The sequence below is a fragment of the Micromonospora maritima genome (assembly GCF_902825405.1).
In the GTDB taxonomy this organism is placed as follows: Bacteria; Actinomycetota; Actinomycetes; order Mycobacteriales; family Micromonosporaceae; genus Micromonospora; species Micromonospora maritima.
On record NZ_CADEAU010000051.1, the window covers coordinates 1 to 18,856 of the forward strand.

Below are 18,856 nucleotides of genomic sequence, written 5' to 3' on the forward strand. Positions count from 1 at the left end.
GGCCGAACCGGCGGTCGAGCTGGACCTGCCCGCCGCGCCCGCCGACCAGCCGGCGCGCACCCGCGCCGAACGCGGCCAGGAGGACCTGCGCGGCCTGCTGCTCGGCTTCGACGTCGACCCGCACGACGAGCGACGGGTGCTCGACGACTACCTGGACGCGCGGCGCGCGGCGACCGAGTCCGGGCACCGTCCGCTGGCCGAGGAGCTGGAGCTGGTCAACGTCTTCGCCGACCTGGCCGAGCTGAGCCGCAACCGGCCCAGCGGCGAGGACGGCCCGGGCGGCCACGTGCACAGCGCCCGGGAGTACTTCCACACCTACCTGCAGAGCCTCGACGTGGAGCGAGCCGGGTCGCCGGAGCCGTTCCGGGCCCGCCTGGCCAAGGCGCTCGGCCACTACGGCGTCACCGAGCTGGACCGCTCCCCCGCCCTCGAGGCGGCGGTGTTCCGGATCTTCCTGGCCCAGCAGCGGGCCACCGCCGACGCCGGCGTGATCGCCGCGCTGCTGCGCTCGTGGCTGCGCGAGCCCCCGCCGGACGAGGCGCTGCGCGAGCCCGCCGGCCTCGCGCTGGAGCGCCTGGTGTCGGCGACCCAGGTCCGCTTCCCGGTGGTCGCCGACCTGGCCCGGGGCGTGGTGTTCGCCTGGTTCGCCCAGCCGCTGCTGCGCCGCAACCGGGCCCGGGTCTACGCCCAGGTCCGTACGCACCTGCGGCACCTCGACACGCACCCGGACGCGCCGGACCGCGACGAGCGGATCGCCGAGATGGTGCGCAGCACCGAGCCGCTGGTGCGCCTGCTCGGCCAGCGGCTGGTCCGGGACAACCTGGACAACGCGACCATGCTGGAGGTGCTGACCCGCCGCTACTACGGCAACAAGGCGCTCACCGGCGTGACCACCCGTGCGGCCGGGGGCTGCCTGTTCGTGGTGGCCGGACGCGCCGGGTCGAGCGTGGTCTCCGCCGCGGTGCGGTTCGACGCGCTCGGCGACGCGCTGCGCGGGCTGGCCGAGGTGGCCGCCGCGGAGGAGGCGGTCGACGCCGACGTCTACCTGGCCTGGGAGAACCAGCCGGAGGACCTGGACGCCACCGCCGCCGCGCTGCTCGACGTGATCAACGCGCACCCGCTGCCGGACCGGGTCCGCCGGCTCACCACCACGGTCGCCGGGCGCGGCGGGGCGGTGATGCACCACCACTTCACGTTCCGGCCCGCCGGTGCCGGCATGGTGGAGGAGCGGCTGATCCGCGGCCTGCACCCGTACATCGCCCAGCGGATGCAGCTGGAGCGGCTGCACCGGTTCGACCTGACCCGGTTGCCGTCGCTGGACGAGGAGGTCTACCTCTTCCAGGCGGTCGCCCAGGACAACCCCTCCGACCAGCGACTGGTGGCGTTCGCGCAGGTGCGCGACCTGACCGAGCTGCGGGACCAGGACGGTCGGCTGGCCGCGCTGCCCACCACCGAGGACGCGGTCGCGGCCTGCATCGACTCGATCCGCCGGGCGCAGTCCCGGCGGCCGTCGAAGGTCCGGTTCCGGACCAACCGGATCGTCATCTACGTGTGGCCGCCGAGCGAGTTGACCCGCGAGGAGATGGAGCTGATCGCCGGGCGGATGCGCCCGACCACGGTCGGCGCCGACCTGGAGGAGATCCTGTTCATCGCGCGGCAGCGCGACCGCCGCACCGGCGAGCTGACCAAGGTCGGCGTGCGGATCACCTTCGACGTCACCGGTCGCGCCCAGTTCACCGTCGGCGAGCCGCCGACCGAGGCGGTCGAGCCGCTGGACGACTACCGGCTCAAGGTGCTGCGGGCGGCCAGCCGCAACACGGTCTACCCGTACGAGCTGACCGGCCTGCTCGGCGACTTCACCGAGCACGACCTGGACGCCGACCACGTGCTGGTGCCGGTGGACCGGCCGAAGGGGCGCAACGCCGCGGCGATCGTGGCCGGCGTGGTCACCACCCCGACGGCGCGGCACCCGCAGGGCGTCACCCGGGTGGTGCTGCTCGGCGACCCGACGAAGTCGCTCGGCGCGCTCTCCGAGCCGGAGTGCCGGCGGGTGATCGCGGCGCTCGACCTGGCGCAGCGGATGGGCGTGCCGCTGGAGTGGTACGCGCTCTCCGCCGGCGCCCGGATCTCGATGACCTCGGGCACCGAGAACATGGACTGGGTGGCCGCGGCGCTGAAGCGGATCGTCGAGTTCACCCAGGCCGGCGGCGAGATCAACATCGTGGTGGCGGGCATCAACGTCGGCGCGCAGCCGTACTGGAACGCCGAGGCGACCATGCTCATGCACACCAAGGGCGTGCTGGTCATGACGCCGGACTCGGCGATGGTGCTGACCGGCAAGCAGTCGCTGGACTTCTCCGGCGGCGTCTCCGCCGAGGACAACTTCGGCATCGGCGGCTACGACCGGGTGATGGGTCCGAACGGGCAGGCGCAGTACTGGGCCCCGGACCTGCCGGCGGCGCGGGACGTGCTGATGGCGCACTACGACCACACGTACGTGGCGCCGGGCGAGGACGCGCCGCGCCGGGCCAGCACCACCGACCCGGTGGACCGGGACGTCTCCACGTTCCCGCACGCGGTGCCCGGCAGCGACTTCGCCACCGTCGGCGAGATCTTCTCCGCGACGGCGAACCCGGACCGGAAGAAGCCGTTCGACATCCGGACCGTGATGCGGGCGCTCGCCGACCAGGACCACCCGGTGCTGGAGCGGTGGGCCGGCATGGCCGACGCGGAGACCGCGGTGGTGCAGGACGTGCACCTCGGCGGCATCCCGGTGTGCCTGCTGGGCATCGAGTCCCGGTCGGTGCCCCGGCACGGCTTCCCGCCCACCGACGGCCCGGACACCTACACCGCGGGCACGCTGTTCCCCCGCTCGTCGAAGAAGGCCGCGCGGGCGATCAACGCGGCCAGCGGCAACCGGCCGCTGGTCGTGCTGGCCAACCTCTCCGGCTTCGACGGCTCGCCGGAGTCGATGCGCAAGCTGCAACTGGAGTACGGGGCCGAGATCGGCCGGGCGATCGTCAACTTCCGGGGCCCGATCGTCTTCTGCGTCATCTCGCGCTATCACGGCGGCGCGTTCGTGGTGTTCTCCAAGGCGCTCAACCCGGCCATGACGGTGCTGGCCATCGAGGGGTCGTTCGCCTCGGTGCTCGGCGGCGCGCCGGCCGCCGCCGTGGTGTTCGCCGGCGAGGTCGCCGCGCGCACCGCGGCCGACGCCCGGGTACGCGAACTGGAGGGCCGGGTGGCGGCCGCGTCCGGCACCGCACGCGCGACGCTGACCGCGGAGCTGGACGAACTCCGCTCGTCGGTGCGGGCGGAGAAGCTGGGCGAGGTGGCCGCCGAGTTCGACCGGGTGCACAGCATCCAGCGGGCGGTCGAGGTCGGGTCGGTGGACGCGGTCATCCGGGCCGCCGAGCTGCGTCCGCGGGTCATCGAGGCGATCGAGTCGCACCTGCGCTGACACGTTCCCCTGTCGGACGGCGGGCGGGCCTTCGGGCCCGTCCGCCGTTTCGCGTGCGCCGATGCTTGACGGGGCACCGACCACGTGATGTGCTCAGTCGGTAACGGAAACCGTGTTCGTTAGCGATCCGGAGGACACATGTCGCTCACCGTTCCGCCCGACCTGCTGCACGCCGCCGAGACCGGACCCGTGGACGAGGAGGCGTTCGTCGCCTGTGTCCGCGACTCCCTGCCGTACGCCTGGGAGACGGTCAGCCGGGTGGTGGCCGACCTGGAGACGTCGGACGCCGACTTCGCCGACAACGTCGTGCCACCGCCCACCGAGGCCGAGCGCGGACAGTTGCTGCGCGCGTTGGCCAGCGACGCGATCCGCGCCGGACTGGAGCGGCACTTCGGGGTCAGGCTGGCGTTCCAGAACTGCCACCGGGTGGCCGCGTTCCGGCTGGCCGCCGTCGGGTCGGAGACGCACCGTCGGTTCACCTCCAGCCGGGGCCAACTGCTGAACCAGTCCCCGACGCTGCGTGACTGCTGACCAGCCGCCCACCGAGCGGCCCGGCGAGCGGGTGCGGGCACACCTGTTCCTGCTCGCCGGGCAGCACCCCGGCCACGACCACGCCGGCGCGCTCGCCGACGCGCACGCGTACGGCCTGGCCGCCGAGGCGGCCGGGTACGCCGGGGTCTGGCTCGCCGAGCACCACTTCGTCCCGTACGGGGTCTGCCCGTCGGCGGTCGCCTTCGCGGCGCACCTGCTCGGCGCCACCCGCCGCATCACGGTCGGTACCGCCGCGTGCGTCCTGTCCGACCGGCACCCGGTGGCCCTGGCCGAGGAGACGGCGCTGCTGGACGCGCTCTCCGGCGGCCGGTTCCGGCTCGGCGTCGGCCGCGGCGGCCCCTGGGTCGACCTGGAGGTCTTCGGCACCGGCCCGGACCGTTACGCGCAGGGCTTCCCCGACGCCGTGGAGATGCTGCACCGCTGGCTCTCCGGCGCCGCCGAGGTCGCCGGCGTCGGCCGGTTCCCGTTCCGCGCGGTGCAGGTGGTGCCCCGGCCGCCGGCGCCGATCCCGTTCTGGGTCGCGGCCACCTCGCCCGGCACGGTGGACCTCGCCGCCCGGTACGGCCGGCCGGTGCTGCTCGGGCTGCACGCCGACCTGCCGGAGAAGGCCGCCCTACTGCGCCGCTACGCCCGGGTCGCGGCGGAACACGGCCACGATCCGGCGGCGGTTCCGCACGCCAGCGCGCACCTGGCCTGGGTGGCGGACAGCGACGCCGAGGCCGCCGGCACGGTGCGCGACCACCTCCCCGGACTGCTCGCCGGCACCCGCCACCACGTCCGCCTCGACGGCGCGCCGGCCGGACCGGCCGATCCGCACGCGTACGCCGACCACCTGACCGCGATCCACCCGGTCGGTTCGCCGGACCGGTGCCGGGAGAGGGTCGCGGCCGCCGCGGCCCTGCCCGGGGTGCGGCACCTGCTGTTCCAGGTCGAGGTGACCGGGGACCGGGGGCGGACCCTGTCCACCGTCGACCGGTTCGCCGCCGAGGTGCTGGCCCTGCCCTGACCCGGACGGACGAAGCGGCCGGTCGGGTCGCCGTGTCGCCACCCGCCGACCCCGTCGGGTCCGGTACGCTCCGGCTCATGGAAATCGTTTCCACTTACGACAGCGGGGTGTGGGTCCGGTGAAGGTGGCGTTCGTCGGCAAGGGCGGCAGCGGGAAGACGACCCTCGCCGCGCTCTTCACGCGGCACCTGGCCGCGCTGTCCCGCCCGGTGCTGGCCATGGACGCGGACATCAACCAGCATCTCGCGGTCGCGCTCGGCGCGGATCCGCAGGCGCCCCCGCCGGTCGACCCGCTCGGTGCGCACCTGCCCGCCATCAAGGAGTACCTGCGCGGCGACAACCCCCGCATCCCGACCGCGGCGGAGATGGTGAAGACCACGCCGCCCGGGCGCGGCTCACGACTGCTGCGCATCGCCGAGGACAACCCGGTCTACGCCGCCTGCGTCCGGCCGGTCGGCGGCGTCCGGCTGGCGGTGACCGGCGAGTTCAGCGCCGAGGACCTCGGCGTGGCCTGCTACCACTCCAAGGTCGGCGCGGTCGAACTGCTGCTCAACCACCTGGTCGACGGCCCCGGCGAGTACGCGGTGGTGGACATGACCGCCGGCGCGGACTCCTTCGCCTCGGGCCTGTTCACCCGCTTCGACCGCACGCTGCTGGTCTGCGAGCCGACGGTGCGCAGCGTCGGCGTCTACCGGCAGTACGCCGGCTACGCCCGGGAGTACGGCGTGGCCCTCTCGGTGGTCGGCAACAAGGTCGAGGACGAGGGTGACGTCGCCTTCCTGCGCGAGCACGTCGGCGCCGACCTGCTCACCTGGTTCGGTCGGTCCGGCTACGTCCGGCGGGCCGAACGGGGCGAGGTCGGCCCGCTGACGGGCCTGGAGGCCACGAACCGCGCCGCGCTGGACCGGCTGGTCGAGGCGGTGGACGGCACGCCGCAGGACTGGACGGCGTTCACCCACTGGGCGCAGGAGTTCCACCGCCGCAACGCGGTCGCCTGGGCGAACGAGCGCGCCGGCGTCGACCTCACCGCGCAGATCGACCCGGAGTTCCGGATGGGCCCGCGGGCGTTGGAGGCGTCGCTGGTGGCGGGCGGTTGACCGGCGCCGGGGGTCAGGCGGCGCAACGCTCGCAGGTGCCGAAGATCTCCAGGGTGTGGTCGACGTCGGTGAAGCCGTGCTCGCTGGCGACCTGGTCGGCCCACCGCTCCACCGCCGGGCCGGCGACCTCCACGGCCCGGCCGCACTGCCGGCAGACCAGGTGGTGGTGATGGCGACTCTGGCTGCACCGCCGGTAGAGATGCTCACCCCCGGGCAGCCGGGCGGAGTCGATCTCGCCGTTGTCCACCAGCATCTGCAGCGTCCGGTAGACGGTGGTCAGGCCGACCTTCGCCTGGCGCTGCACGAGCATCTGGTGCAGCTGCTGCGCGCTGTGGAAGCCCTCCAGCTCGCGCAGCAGGGCCAGCACCTCGGCGCGCTGCCGGGTGTTCCGGGTCGCCCCGGTCGTCGCCTGGGTCACCGTGCGCCGCCTTCCCTCGTGCGGGCGCCCTCCGGCACCCGGTCGCGCCCGCGGCCCGCCGACCACGTGACATCCGGAACCATTATGCCTTGCGCATATGTGCCTCTCACGCCCCCGCCCGGGCCGACACGAACCGGACAGGGACCCACAGTGACGGATACGTCACCGTAGGATGCCCCCCGTCGACCCGAGAAGGTGATCCGACTGAGCACGACCGATCCCGCCGCTCCGGCGGCGCCCCGCTCCGGCGCGGCGGACACCGCCGCGCCACCACCCGGCCGGGACCGCGTGGTCGGCTCCACCGAGGTGCTCTGCGTCCTGCTCGTCCTGGTCGGCGTGCTGCACCGGCAGGTGGGTTCGCTCGTCTCCGACCCCCGCCTGCAGACCTGGCTGACCGTCTTCGTCTCGGTGCTGGTGCAGGCGATGCCGTTCCTGGTCTTCGGGGTGGTGCTGTCCGCGGTCATCGCGGTCTTCGTACCCCGCTCCTTCTGGGCCCGCGCCCTGCCCCGGCATCCGGCACTGGCGGTGCCGGTCGCCGGCGCCGCCGGGGTGGTGCTGCCCGGCTGCGAGTGCGGTTCGGTGCCGATCGCCGGTTCGCTGATCCGGCGCGGCGTCACCCCCGCGGCCGCGCTCGCGTTCCTGCTCGCCGCGCCGGCGATCAACCCGATCGTGCTCACCGCCACCGCGGTGGCGTTCCCGCGCAACCCGGAGATGGTGGTCGCCCGCGGCGGCGCGAGCCTGGTGGTGGCGCTGGCGATGGGCTGGCTGTGGCTGCGCCTGGGCCGGTCGGAATGGATCCGCCTGCCGCACCGGGCCCACCTCGACACGATGCCGCGCGCCACCGCGTTCTGGGCGGCGTGCCGCCAGGACGTCGTGCACGCCGGCGGTTTCCTCGTGCTCGGCGCGATGGCCGCGGCCACCATCAACGTCGTCGTGCCCCAGCAGGTCCTGCACGACCTGGCGGCCGGCCCGGTGCTGTCGGTGCTGGCGCTCGCCGCGCTGGCGGTGCTGCTGTCGATCTGTTCCGAGGCCGACGCGTTCGTCGCCGCGTCGCTGTCCCAGTTCTCGCTGACCGCCCGGTTGGCCTTCCTCGTGGTCGGCCCGATGGTCGACCTCAAGCTGGTGTCCATGCAGGCGGGCATGTTCGGGCGCGCGTTCGCCCTGCGCTTCGCGCCGGCCACCTTCCTCCTCGCCGTGCTCGTCGCGGCCGTCGTCGGGACGGTGCTCTGGTGAACCGGGGCAGCCAGGCAGTGGTGCTGGTCCTCCTCGGGGGCGCGATCCTGCGGGCCAGCCTCACCGACGTCTACCTGCGGTACGTCAAGCAGGGGCTGCGCCCCTTCCTCATCGCCGCCGGCGTGGTGCTCGTCGTCGCCGCGGTGGTCGCCCTGGTGCAGGAACTGCGTCACCTCAACCGGCCCGACGACGCCGGCGACGGGGCGGACGACGGCCACGGTCACGGCCGCTCCGGGCCGGCCGTCGGCTGGTTGCTGCTGCTCCCGGCGCTCGCCCTGCTCTTCCTGGTGCCGCCGGCGCTCGGCGCGGACACCGCGTCGCGTGCCGGCTCCGCCCTGACCGACGACCGCGACGTCGCCTACCCACCCCTGCCACCCCGGGAACCGGCCGAGCTGACCCTCCTGGAGTACGGCTACCGCGCCGTCTACGACGACGGCCGCACCCTGCGGGGCCGGCAGCTCCAGCTCACCGGCTTCCTCGCGCCCGGGCCGGACGGCCACCCCATGCTCGCCCGGATCGTGCTGTCCTGCTGCGCGGCCGACGGCGTGCCGATCAAGGTCGGGCTGCGGGGTGAGGTGCCCGCGCTGCCGGCCGACACCTGGATCCGCGCCACCGGCCGGTGGATCCCGCACACGGTGAAGGACCCGGTCAACGACGCGGACGTGCCCTCCTTCCAGGTGGACACGTGGGAGCGGATCGCGGCGCCCGCCGAGCCGTACGAGTGACCGGCCGGCGCGGTCGTCCCGAGCGGGACGCCGCGCCGCCCGGTCCCCCGTCAGACGACGGACGATCCGGGGCCCTGTGTCACGCCCGGTGACACCGGATCACCAGGAGGCCTTGCGGATCCCGGGCAGCTCGCCGCGAAGAGCGAGTTCGCGGAACCGGACCCGGGACAGCCCGAACCGGGTCAGCACCCCGCGTGGTCGACCGTCGATCTGGTCCCGGGAGCGCAGCCGGACCGGGCTGGAGTCGCGGGGCAGCCGGGCGAGTCGACGGACGGCCTCCTCGCGGGCCGCCGGGTCGGTGTCCGGGTGCCTGATCGCCCGCTTCAGCCCGGCGCGGCGCTGCGCGTACCGGTCGACGAGCCCGACCCGGCGGGCCTGCCGGTTGCCGAGGCTGCGGCGCGCCATCAGCGGGCCTCGCGGAACTCGACGTGCCGGCGCACCACCGGGTCGTGCTTGCGCAGGACGAGGCGGTCGGGGTCGTTGCGGCGGTTCTTGCGGGTCACGTACGTGTAGCCGGTGCCGGCGGTGCTGCGCAGCCGCACGATCGGACGCACGTCGGTCTGTCGGGCCATCAGACCTTGACCCCTCGGGCGCGCAGCTCCGCGACGACCGCCTCGACGCCCCTGCGGTCGACCGTCCGCAGCGCCTTCGCGGTAAGGGTCAACCGGACCCACCGCGCCTCCGACGGCAGCCAGTAGCGGTGGTTCTGGAGGTTGGGGTTCCACCGGCGCCGGGTGCGCCGGTGCGAGTGCGACACGGCGTTGCCGAAGCTGGGCTTCGCGCCGGTGACGTCACAACGTCGGGACACAGTGATCTCTCCTCATGGTTGATCAAATCCTGATGACAATGGCTTTCCTTTTGCGGCCGCCGATCGGCCGATCCGGGGGGCCGGCGCGACGCCCGGAGGGCCCGAGGCGCCGCGCCGGCCGGCCCGCTCCGTGCGAGGTACCCCCTACCTCTCGCGGGCCGGGCCGATGGTATCGGAATTCGATTTCATAAGCCGGACCGCTCCCCGCTTCGAACCGCTCGACAGCCACCCTATACTGACAATGATTTTCAACAACACCCACCGGGAGGACCGACATGTCGACGTCACCGCTCGCACCGTCCGACGTGGTTGCCGCCAGGGCCGACGCCCGTCCGTCGTTGACGGTGCTCAGCGGCTTCTGGACGTCCACGACGTACGCCGCGGCCCGGGCGCTCCTCGCGGCGGACCCGTCACTCCTGCTGGTCCGGCACGACCTGGCCGACCTGCGCTCGGGCACCGTGCACCGGGTGGTCCGGGACGTCGGGGGCGTGCTGGAGGACGAACGGATCGCGCTGGCGCACGGGTGCGTGTCCTGCACCCTGCGTGAGGACGTGCTGCCCACCCTGGCCCGCCTGGCCCGCGCCCACCCCCGGCGGGACCTGCTGCTGATGCTGCCCGAGGTGGTCGAACCGGAGGCGGTCGCCGCCGTCTGCGCGCACTGCCTCGTCGACGGGCAGCCGATCACCGACCTGCTCACCGTCGACTCCTACGTGACCGTGGTCGATGCCGAACACCTGCTCGACGGGCTGGCCCGCACCGACGACCTCAAGAGCCTCGGCATCGCCGCCGCGGACAACGACGACCGGGCCCTCGCCGACGTGCTCGTCCGGCAGATCGAGTACGCCGACACCCTGGTGCTGTGGGGACACTCCCGCGAGGGCGCGTACGACACCGACCGGCTGGCCGTGCTGCTCGACCGGATGGCGCCCTGGGCGACGCGGATCCGGGTCGACGACGACACCGTCGACGCGAACCTGCTCACCCGACAGCTGCGCGGCACCCTCCGCCACCGCCCCGAGACCCCGGCCGTGCTGACCCGCGGGTTGGAGGGCCACATCCTCGGCGTGCACGAGCCGCACCCGGACTGCGGGATCGTCTCGGTGGTCTTCCGCGCCCGCCGCCCCTTCCACCCCCGCCGGTTGCACGACGTCCTGGAGGAGGTCAACGCCGAGGTGGTCCGCTCCCGCGGACACGTCTGGCTGGCCAGCCAGCCGGACACCGTCGTGGCGTGGGACTTCGCCGGCGGCGGTCTCGCCCTCGGCGGTCTGGGCCGGTGGCTCACCGCGCTGCCCGACCCGTACTGGGACGAGGTGTCCGACCACCGGCGGCTCACCGCCGCGCTGGACTGGGACCCGTACTACGGCGACCGGCACCAGCACCTGGTCCTCATCGGCGTCGACCTCGACCCGGCCCACCTGCACCGCACGCTCGCCGGCTGCCTGCTCACCGACGCCGAACTCGCCGACGGCGAGGACGGCTGGCGACGGTACGACGACCCGTTCGCCGGCTGTTTCCCGCTCGCCGACCTCGACCGCACCGACACCGAAGGAGAGACCGCATGAAGCCCGACATCCACCCCGAGTACCGGCCCGTCGTCTTCCGCGACCGCGCCGCCGACTTCGCCTTCCTCACCCGGTCCACCGCCACCGGCGACCAGACGGTGGAGTGGACCGACGGCAACACCTACCCGGTGATCGACGTGCAGATCTCCTCGGCCAGTCACCCCTTCTGGACCGGCCGGCAACGCCTGCTCGACACGGAGGGGCGGGTGGAGAAGTTCCGCGCCAGGTACGCCAACCACGCGTCGCGGCGAGCGCGCTGACGTCGGACGGGGCGACCGGTCGCCGTGTGGCGGCCCGGTCGCCCCGGGCCGCTACGACCGGTCGCCCTGCGGCGCCTCGGACCCGCCGCCGGTCGCCGCGTCGGCCCGGCGGACGAGGTCGACGACGACGTCCACCTCCCGGGCGTCCGCCACCGGCCCGACGAGCACGCCGCGTCGGGCGGCCCGCCCCGTGCCGTCCAGCACGAGCACTGCGGGAGCCCGTTCGCACGCCCCGAGGCACCCGGAGCGGACCAGCACCGCGCCACGGCTGGCACGCACGGCCCGCCGGAGGATCTCGGCGAGACCGGCCGACTCCTGGCCGGGCATGCCGGGACGGCGCAACGCCCGGCAGCGGTGACCGTCGCAGTAGACGACCGTGACCCCGGCACCCGGCCGGGCGGCGGCGCCCACCGTCAGCCCCGGTCCGGCACGGGGTGGTCGTGCAGGTCGCCGAGGTCCCACGCCGGGAACGGGTCGGGCAGGACCCGCCAGGCGGGCTCGCCGGCGGTGATTTCGCCGTCGGTGAGCAGGCAGCCGGTCAGCGCGGCCCGCAACCGGTCACCGTCGAGCCCCACACCGATCAGGACCAGTTCCTGCTGCCGGTCCCCGAAGGCCGGGTGCCAACGTGCGGCGAGGTCGGCCCGCTCTCCCGGGTCCTCGGGCCAGTCCCCGGACACCGCGACCGGGACACCGACCGGGTCGCAGCGACCGGACGGCCCGGCCTGCGACCACAACGCCTGGACGCCGGGCCGGCTCGCCAGCCACAGGAAACCCTTCGACCGCACCACACCGAAGGCGTCCAGCCCGTCGGCGAGCAGATCCCACAGGCGCTGCGGGTGGAACGGCCGGTGGTCGCGGAACACGATGCTGGAGATGCCGTACTCCTCGGTCTCCGGCACGTGCTCGCCGTTGAGTTCGGCCACCCAACCGGGCACGGTCTCCGCGCGTTCGAGGTCGAACCGTCCGGTGTGCAGGATCTCCGCCGCGTCGACCCGCCCGTGCGCGGCCCGGACCTGCCGGGCGGCCGGGTTGAGTCGGGTGAGCAGCGCCTGCACCACCGACAGGTCCGCCGGGGCGATCAGGTCGATCTTGTTGACCACCAGCACGTCGGCGAACTCGATCTGGTCGACCAGCAGGTCGGCTATGCCCCGGTCGTCCCCCTCGTACGCGGCCAGGCCGCGCGCCTCGAGCGTCTCACCCGCCTCGATCCTTGCCAGCAGCCCCGCCGCGTCGACCACGGTGACCGTGGTGTCCAGCCGGGCCAGGTCGTCCAGCACCTGCCCGTCCTCGACGCCGAAGGCGAACGTGGCGGCCACCGGCATCGGCTCGGAGATCCCGCTGGACTCGATCAGCAGGTAGTCGAACCGGCCCAGGCGGGCGAGCCGGGCCACCTCGTCGAGCAGGTCGTCGCGCAGCGTGCAGCAGATGCAGCCGTTGGTCAGCTCGACCAACCGCTCCTCGGTCCGTGACAGCGTCCCACCGTCGCGGACCAGGGCGGCGTCGATGTTGACCTCGCTCATGTCATTGACGATCACCGCCACCCGCAGCCCGTCCCGGTTGGCCAGGACATGGTTGAGCAGGCTGGTCTTGCCGGCACCGAGGAACCCCGACAGCACCGTCACCGGCAGCCGGTCGGTCACGGCTGGTCCACCACCTGACGCCCCTTGTACAGACCGCAGTGCCCGCAGGCCCGGTGCGGCACCACCATCTCCCTGCGCGGGCAGGGGCAGGGGGTCAGCCGCGGCACGCTCGCCTTCCACCGGGCCCGCCGGTGCCGGGTGTTCGATCGCGACATCTTCCGCTTCGGAACGGCCATCGTGCGTCTCCTTCGTGAGCAGGTCGCGACACGGTATCGCTTTCGGTTGTCGTTTTCATCTTTGGATCAACGGAGTGGTGTCGGCGACGGTGCGATCCCCGGCGTCCGGCAGCCGCAGCGTGTGGTCGGCGAGTGTGGCGTCGGCGGCGTCGTGGCTGGCGTACACCACCGCCGCGCCGGCGCGAACCCGCTCACCGAGCAGGTCGTGGACGCGCCGCCGACTCTCCGCGTCGAGGCCGACCGTCGGCTCGTCGAGCACGAAGACGTCGGCGACCTGGACCAGAGCCTGGGCGACGAGGGCGCGTTGGCGCTGCCCGCCGGACAGCTCGCGCAGCCGTCGCCGGGCCAGCCGGGCGAGGTCCAGCCGCTCCAGGATCGCGCCCACCGCGAGGCGGTCGTCGCGGTCCAGCCGTCGGCGCGGCCGGAACCGGCCGATCTGCACGCACTCCGCGACGGTCAGCGGGAGCGCGTCGATGCCGCTGGTCCGCTGCGGGAGCAGGGCCAGCCGGCAGCCGGCGCGCCGCCGAACGCTGCCCTCGGCCGGCTGCTCGACACCGGCCAGCAGGTGCAGCAGCGTGCTCTTGCCGGAGCCGTTCGCGCCGGTCACGGCAACCGTGCAGGCGGCGTCCACACGCAGGCTCACGTCCCGCAGTACGGGGGTGCCGGCGTACCGGAAGGCCACGTTCTCGACGGTCAGGATCTCGGTGCCCACCATGCCCCCTAATGGAATTGGTTTTCGTTTGCACTATAGTCGAGCCGGTGATGGCGTCCCTGCTCGAACCGTTCACCGCGTCCTTCGTCGTCCGCGCCCTGATCGGCGGCGTCCTGCTGGCAGCGGCGTGCGCCCTGGTCGGTGTGTGGGTCATCGCCCGCGGCATGACCTTCCTCGGCGAGGCGATGAGCCACGGCATGCTGCCCGGCGTCGCCGTCGCGTCGATCGTCGGCGGCAATCTCGTCGTTGGGGCCGCCGCCAGCGCGTTCGCCATGGCGGTCGGCGTCAACGCCCTGCGGCACAGCCGCGAGTTCGGGCGCGACACCAGCATCGGGCTGCTGTTCGTGGGGATGCTCTCGGTCGGGGTGATCGTCGTCTCGCACTCGCGGTCGTTCGCCACCGACCTGACCGCGTTCCTGTTCGGTGACGTCCTGGCCATCCGGTGGCCTGACCTGGTGCTGCTCGCCACCGCGGTCGCCGTGGTCGCGGCGACCTCCGCGGCCTGCTACCGGCCGTTCCTCGCGCTCACCTTCGACCCGCGCAAGGCACGGACCCTCGGCCTGCGTCCCGACCTCGCCAACGCGGTCATGCTGGCCCTGCTCACCGTCACGATGGCGGTCGCCTTCAGCGTCGTGGGCACCCTGCTCGCCTTCGGCATGCTGATCGCGCCGTCGGCCGCGGCGATGCTCGTCGCACGGCGGCTCCCGGTGGTGATGCTGGCGAGTTTCGCCATCGGCTCGGCCGCGACCGTGACCGGTCTGTGGATCTCGTGGTACGCGGCGACCGCCGCCGGTGCCACCGTCGCCGCCGTGGCCGCCGGAACGTTCTTCGCGATTCTCGGCGCGAGCCGGGTCACGGCCGCGACGCGACGTCGTCGGTCACCGGCCCTCGCACCACCCCCCGTTTCCGTACCGAAGGGAAGTTCGTGATCTTCAGCACCACCGGAAGGCTCCTCGGCGTGACCGCTCTGGGCCTCACGCTCGCCGTCTCCGCCTGTGGCTCGCCGGAACGCCCGCCACCGGACGCCTCCGAGACGCCGCACGGCTACGTGGAAGGCGCCGAGGAGCTGGCCGAGGCGCAACCGGCCATCGCGTACGCCACTCGCGGTGGGCGGCGGTTGGGCCTGCTCGACCTGGCCAGCGCCGCCGAGAAGGACATCGCCCTGTCGGTCCCCGCCGCCGGGGTCACCGAGGACGGCCGCTTCGTCTACGTCGACGACGGTGACCGCACCCTGGAGATCGTCGACGGCGGGGTGTGGACCGTCGACCACGCCGACCACGTCCACTACTACCGCGCCCCGTCCCGGTCGGTCGGCACGCTGTCGCTCGACGCCCCGATCCGGACGATCGCCGGCTTCGGGACCCACACCACGGTCGGCACCGCCGACGGAAAGGTGACGGTCCTCGACCGACGCGCGCTCGAGACCGGCACGATCAGCGAACTGGCCACGATCGACTCGAGCAGTTCCACACCGCTGGCCGTGCCGTACGCGGGGCAACTCCTCGTCGCCGTCGGCGACGATCCTCGGCGTCCGGCCGACCGGATCGTGGCCATGGACGCGAAGGGCCGGCCCACCGGTGCCCTCGAGGCACCCTGCGCGGCACCGCGCGGGTGGGCCGTCCTGCGCGGCGGCGTGGTCATCGCGTGTGAGGACGAGGTCGTACGGGTCAAGCTGGCGGGTGACGACCTCACCGCCACGGTGCTGACCTCCCCGCGTACCCCGGTCTCAGCAGGCAGGTTCGGCTACCGCCCGCGCAGCAACGAGGCGGCGGTCGCGGACCGTAGCGGCATCTGGTCGGTGAACGCCGCCAAGGCCACCCTCCGGTACGTGCCGGTCGCCGGCCGCGAACTGGTGGCCGCCGCCTCACCCGCGGACGCGAGCACGGTGCTCGCGCTCGACACCTCCGACCGGCTGATCAGCCTCGACCTCGAAACGGGCAGGATCCTCGCCGAGCGCCCGCTGCGCGCCACCGGTGTGACGCTGGACGTCGACCGCGCCTACCTGACCGACCCGGAGGCCCGGGTCGTCCATGAGATCGACTATCGCGACCGGCTGCGCACCGCCCGTACGCTGAAGGTCGCCGACCGACCGGATCTCATGGTGGAGGTCGGCCGATGAGAGCACGGAAGGTCCTCGCGACGCTTCTCGCCGGCGCCCTGCTGACCGGGGGCACCGCCTGCACCTCACCCGACACCTCGCGCATCGTGGTCACCACGAACATCCTCGGCGACGTCGTCACCGAGATCGTCGGTGACCAGGCAGAGGTCAGCGTGCTGATGAAACCCGACGCCGACCCGCACTCCTTCGCCGTCTCGGCCCGGGAAGCGCACACCATGCAGACGGCCGACCTGCTCGTCTACAACGGACTCGGGCTCGAGGAGGGCGTCCTGCGCCACGTCGAGGCGGCGGAGGCCGAGGGCGTCCCCACCGTCGAGGTGGGGGCCCGGATCGACGCGATGGAGTACCAGGACGGCGACGCCGCCGGTCTGCCCGATCCGCACTTCTGGACGGATCCGGCGCGGGTGGCCACGGCGGTGCGGCTGCTCACCGACGAGATCGTCGAGCACGTCGACGGCGTGGACGCCCGCGCGGTGCGGGAACGTGCGGACGCGTACGGCGGGAAGGTGGGTGAGCTGGACGCGGATCTCGCGCGGCGTTTCGCCGCCATCGCCCCGCAGCGCCGGGTCCTGGTCACCAACCACCACGTGTTCGGCTACCTCGCCGATCGCTACGACTTCACGGTCGTCGGCGCGATCATCCCGAGCGGCACCACGCTCGCGTCACCGAGTTCGTCGGATCTCGCCTCCCTGGTCGCCGCCATCAGGACCCACCGGGTGCCGGCGATCTTCGTCGACACGTCACAGCCGGCCAAGCTGGCCGAGGTGCTCGCCTCGGAGGCCGGCATCAGCGTGCGGGTGAGCGCCCTGTACTCGGAGTCGCTCAGTGACACCGACGGTGAGGCGCCCAGCTATCTGAAGATGATGCGCTTCAACGCCGAGGCGATCATCGGCGGCCTCTCCACCTGAAGACACCCCGGGCGTCGGGTCCATGGGCGCCCCGTGTACGTTAATGAAAATGGTTGTCAGTAGCAATTGAGGAGGAAATTCGTGAGGCATCGTGGAATCAGCGGCGCGGCCGCCCTGGTGGCGGCCGCGCTGGCGCTCACCGCGTGCGCGTCCGATCCGGACGACGGCACCGCACCGTCGGCCGGATCGTCCGCCGCGGCCTCGGTCGAGGAACCGGTGGCGATCACCTACGACGGCGGCATCTACGTGCTCGACGGCGAAGCGCTGAAGGTGGCGCACACCGTCGCGCTGCCCGGCTTCAACCGGGTGAACCCGGCCGGCAACGACACCGGCGTATTCGTCTCCACCGAGTCCGGGTTCCAGGTCCTCGACGCGGCCGCCGGCAAGATGACCGACATCAACTACCCGGGCGCCAAGCCGGGCCACGTGGTGCGGCACGGCGACCGCACCGTCCTGTTCACCGACGGCACCGGCGAGGTGAACAGCTTCGACCCGAAGAAGCTCGCCGACGGCAAGCCCGAGGGCCGCCGGTACAGGACCGCCCAGGCGCACCACGGCGTCGCCGTCGAACTCGCCGACGGCACCCTGGTGGTGACCCTCGGCACCGAGGAGTCCCGCCCGGGAGCGATCGCCCTGGACAAGGACGGCAAGGAGATCGCCCGCAGCGAGGAGTGCCCCGGCGTGCACGGCGAAGCCGTCGCCCAGGGTGAGACCGTGGGCCTCGGCTGCACCGACGGCGTGCTGCTGTTCAAGAACGGCGCCTTCGTCAAGGTCAAGAGCGCGGGTGCGTACGGCGCCGTCGCCACCCAGGCCGGCAGTGACAAGTCCGCCGTCCTGCTCGGCGACTACAAGGTCGAGCCGGACGCGGAGCGTGAGTTCCCCGAGCAGTTCGCGCTCATCGACACGGCTGCGCGGAAGATCCAGGTCGTGCCGATGCCCGAGGGCGTGAGCTACAGCTTCCGCTCCCTGGCCCGCGGCCCGCAGGGCGAGGGCCTCATCCTCGGCACCGACGGCAAGCTGCACGTGGTCGATCCCGCCTCGGGGAAGCTGACCAGTTCGTGGCCGGTGGTCGGCGCGTGGAAGGAGCCGATGGAGTGGCAGGAGCCGCGCCCGGCCCTGTTCGTCCGCGGTGACGACGCCTACGTCACCGAGCCCGCCACCAGGAAGGTGCACCGGCTCGACCTCACCACCGGCAAGGTCGTCGCATCGGTGACGCTCGACGCGGTTCCCAACGAGATCAGCGGCGCGGTGTCCGCGCACTGACATCACGCTCACCGGCGGTGGGGGCGAACCTCGTCCCCACCGCCGGTGGCGTTCGGCGCCACCCCCGGCGTGCCCGACCCGCCGCACGGGTGAGGTGACCGATCCCACCGGCTGGAACTTTCCGCCCCTCGGGTCCGACCTACCGGACGAACACCGATCTTCGAGGGGACGACGTCATGTCCAGCACCACCAGCGACCGGTTCCTGCGCCCGGCGGCCCTGATCGCCGCCGCCCTCCTGGCCGCGTCCGTCGCCGCCTGCGGGTCCTCCGACGACCCGACCACCGCCGCGCCGTCGGCGTCGGCAACGGCCTCGGCCTCCGCCTCCGTGGGCACCCCCGCCGGCGTGCTCGGCATCCGTGACCCGTGGGTGAAGGCCGCCGACAAGGGCATGACCGCCGCGTTCGGCACCCTCGTCAACGACGGCGACACCGATGTGACCGTCACCGGCGCCCGCACCGACGTCTCCCCCATGGAGCTGCACGAGATGACCATGAAGGACGGGAAGATGGTCATGCAGGCCAAGCCGGGCGGCATCGTGATCAAGGCGCGCTCCCGCGCCACCCTCCAGCCCGGCGGCGACCACCTCATGCTGATGGACCTCAAGCAGCCGGTGAAGGCCGGCGACGAACTCAGTTTCACGCTCACCTTCGCCGACGGTCGCACCCAGACGTTCACCGCCGTGGCGAAGCCGTTCACCGGCGCCCAGGAGTCCTACGCCCCCGGCCACGGCGAGCCGATGCCGGGCATGAGCACGACCCCGGCGGCATGACCGAACGCACCGAGCGAAGCGAGGGCCGTGACGGCATGCCCAGCCAGCACGGCATGACCGAACGCACCGAGCGAAGCGAGGGCCGTGACGGCATGCCCAGCCAGCACGGCATGACCGAACGCACCGAGCGAAGCGAGGGCCGTGACGG

21 protein-coding genes are annotated in these 18,856 nt (G+C 73.2%); 13 read left to right on the forward strand and 8 right to left on the reverse strand.

What is annotated here, in order from left to right; all coding sequences use genetic code 11:
• The 4 genes from HUW36_RS08170 to HUW36_RS08185 all read left to right on the forward strand — a co-directional run.
• On the forward strand, positions 1-3,460 hold a 3,460-nt coding region (locus HUW36_RS08170; protein WP_281357500.1), incomplete at its 5' end, for a carboxyl transferase domain-containing protein.
• Between the two features lie 138 nt (positions 3,461-3,598).
• The gene (locus HUW36_RS08175) at positions 3,599-3,991 is read left to right on the forward strand and encodes an SCO5389 family protein (protein WP_099160597.1); all 393 of its coding nucleotides are present in this window, start codon (positions 3,599-3,601) and stop codon (positions 3,989-3,991) included.
• Entirely contained in the window at positions 3,981-5,018 is a 1,038-nt protein-coding gene (locus HUW36_RS08180; protein WP_246247972.1) for an LLM class flavin-dependent oxidoreductase, read from the forward strand. The genes HUW36_RS08175 and HUW36_RS08180 overlap by 11 nt, the downstream gene beginning before the upstream one ends.
• A 118-nt stretch (positions 5,019-5,136) precedes the next feature.
• Positions 5,137-6,114, forward strand: a complete 978-nt coding sequence (locus HUW36_RS08185) for an ATP-binding protein (protein WP_174527566.1) — start codon at positions 5,137-5,139, stop codon at positions 6,112-6,114.
• A gap of 13 nt (positions 6,115-6,127) precedes the next feature.
• Here HUW36_RS08185 and HUW36_RS08190 read toward each other — a convergent pair whose 3' ends face one another.
• On the reverse strand, positions 6,128-6,532 hold the full coding sequence (locus HUW36_RS08190) for a Fur family transcriptional regulator (RefSeq protein ID WP_099160595.1): 405 nt from the start codon (positions 6,530-6,532) through the stop codon (positions 6,128-6,130).
• 204 nt (positions 6,533-6,736) lie between these two features.
• Between HUW36_RS08190 and HUW36_RS08195 the strand changes: the two genes are divergently transcribed.
• Both HUW36_RS08195 and HUW36_RS08200 read left to right on the forward strand, forming a co-directional pair.
• Entirely contained in the window at positions 6,737-7,765 is a 1,029-nt protein-coding gene (locus HUW36_RS08195; RefSeq protein ID WP_425487224.1) for a permease, read from the forward strand.
• The gene (locus tag HUW36_RS08200) at positions 7,762-8,490 is read left to right on the forward strand and encodes a TIGR03943 family putative permease subunit (protein ID WP_174527568.1); all 729 of its coding nucleotides are present in this window, start codon (positions 7,762-7,764) and stop codon (positions 8,488-8,490) included. Before HUW36_RS08195 ends, HUW36_RS08200 begins: the two co-directional genes overlap by 4 nt.
• Positions 8,491-8,589: 99 nt before the next feature.
• On the opposite strand, the gene rpsN is transcribed toward HUW36_RS08200, so the two are convergent.
• From rpsN to rpmB, 3 genes are read right to left on the reverse strand one after another with little or no spacing between them, the layout of a single operon-like run.
• Entirely contained in the window at positions 8,590-8,895 is a 306-nt protein-coding gene (gene rpsN, locus HUW36_RS08205) for a 30S ribosomal protein S14 (protein WP_091573989.1), read from the reverse strand.
• Positions 8,895-9,062, reverse strand: coding sequence for a 50S ribosomal protein L33 (gene rpmG, locus HUW36_RS08210; protein WP_174527569.1), 168 nt, complete (start codon positions 9,060-9,062; stop codon positions 8,895-8,897). Before rpmG ends, rpsN begins: the two co-directional genes overlap by 1 nt.
• Positions 9,062-9,298, reverse strand: coding sequence for a 50S ribosomal protein L28 (gene rpmB / locus HUW36_RS08215; protein WP_098744422.1), 237 nt, complete (start codon positions 9,296-9,298; stop codon positions 9,062-9,064). Before rpmB ends, rpmG begins: the two co-directional genes overlap by 1 nt.
• Before the next feature lie 275 nt (positions 9,299-9,573).
• On the opposite strand from rpmB, the gene HUW36_RS08220 reads away from it, so the two are divergent.
• A complete protein-coding gene (locus tag HUW36_RS08220) occupies positions 9,574-10,860 on the forward strand; it encodes a CobW family GTP-binding protein (RefSeq protein ID WP_174527570.1) in 1,287 nt (428 codons plus the stop codon).
• Complete coding sequence (locus tag HUW36_RS08225) at positions 10,857-11,120, forward strand: type B 50S ribosomal protein L31 (RefSeq protein ID WP_091573986.1); 264 nt, start codon at positions 10,857-10,859, stop codon at positions 11,118-11,120. Before HUW36_RS08220 ends, HUW36_RS08225 begins: the two co-directional genes overlap by 4 nt.
• A 51-nt stretch (positions 11,121-11,171) precedes the next feature.
• Here the strand turns inward: HUW36_RS08225 and HUW36_RS08230 are convergent, their stop codons facing one another.
• The 4 genes from HUW36_RS08230 to aztA are packed head-to-tail and all read right to left on the reverse strand — an operon-like array spanning position 11,172 to position 13,651.
• Entirely contained in the window at positions 11,172-11,531 is a 360-nt protein-coding gene (locus HUW36_RS08230; protein WP_174527571.1) for a (2Fe-2S) ferredoxin domain-containing protein, read from the reverse strand.
• A gap of 2 nt (positions 11,532-11,533) precedes the next feature.
• On the reverse strand, positions 11,534-12,760 hold the full coding sequence (locus HUW36_RS08235) for a GTP-binding protein (protein ID WP_174527572.1): 1,227 nt from the start codon (positions 12,758-12,760) through the stop codon (positions 11,534-11,536).
• Positions 12,757-12,936, reverse strand: a complete 180-nt coding sequence (gene rpmF, locus HUW36_RS08240) for a 50S ribosomal protein L32 (protein WP_174527573.1) — start codon at positions 12,934-12,936, stop codon at positions 12,757-12,759. Before rpmF ends, HUW36_RS08235 begins: the two co-directional genes overlap by 4 nt.
• A gap of 55 nt (positions 12,937-12,991) precedes the next feature.
• A complete protein-coding gene (aztA, locus tag HUW36_RS08245; protein ID WP_174527574.1) occupies positions 12,992-13,651 on the reverse strand; it encodes a zinc ABC transporter ATP-binding protein AztA in 660 nt (219 codons plus the stop codon).
• A gap of 47 nt (positions 13,652-13,698) precedes the next feature.
• On the opposite strand from aztA, the gene aztB reads away from it, so the two are divergent.
• The 5 genes from aztB (at position 13,699) to HUW36_RS08270 (ending at position 18,708) form a co-directional block, all read left to right on the forward strand.
• The gene (gene aztB, locus HUW36_RS08250) at positions 13,699-14,577 is read left to right on the forward strand and encodes a zinc ABC transporter permease AztB (protein ID WP_174527579.1); all 879 of its coding nucleotides are present in this window, start codon (positions 13,699-13,701) and stop codon (positions 14,575-14,577) included.
• A complete protein-coding gene (locus HUW36_RS08255) occupies positions 14,574-15,767 on the forward strand; it encodes a hypothetical protein (protein ID WP_174527575.1) in 1,194 nt (397 codons plus the stop codon). Before aztB ends, HUW36_RS08255 begins: the two co-directional genes overlap by 4 nt.
• The gene (aztC, locus tag HUW36_RS08260; protein WP_174527576.1) at positions 15,764-16,675 is read left to right on the forward strand and encodes a zinc ABC transporter substrate-binding protein AztC; all 912 of its coding nucleotides are present in this window, start codon (positions 15,764-15,766) and stop codon (positions 16,673-16,675) included. The genes HUW36_RS08255 and aztC overlap by 4 nt, the downstream gene beginning before the upstream one ends.
• A gap of 81 nt (positions 16,676-16,756) precedes the next feature.
• Positions 16,757-17,938 (forward strand): zinc metallochaperone AztD, encoded by a 1,182-nt coding sequence (gene aztD, locus HUW36_RS08265; protein WP_246247974.1) that lies wholly within the window; start codon positions 16,757-16,759, stop codon positions 17,936-17,938.
• Between the two features lie 176 nt (positions 17,939-18,114).
• A complete protein-coding gene (locus HUW36_RS08270; protein WP_174527577.1) occupies positions 18,115-18,708 on the forward strand; it encodes a copper chaperone PCu(A)C in 594 nt (197 codons plus the stop codon).
• Positions 18,709-18,856: the final 148 nt, after the last annotated feature.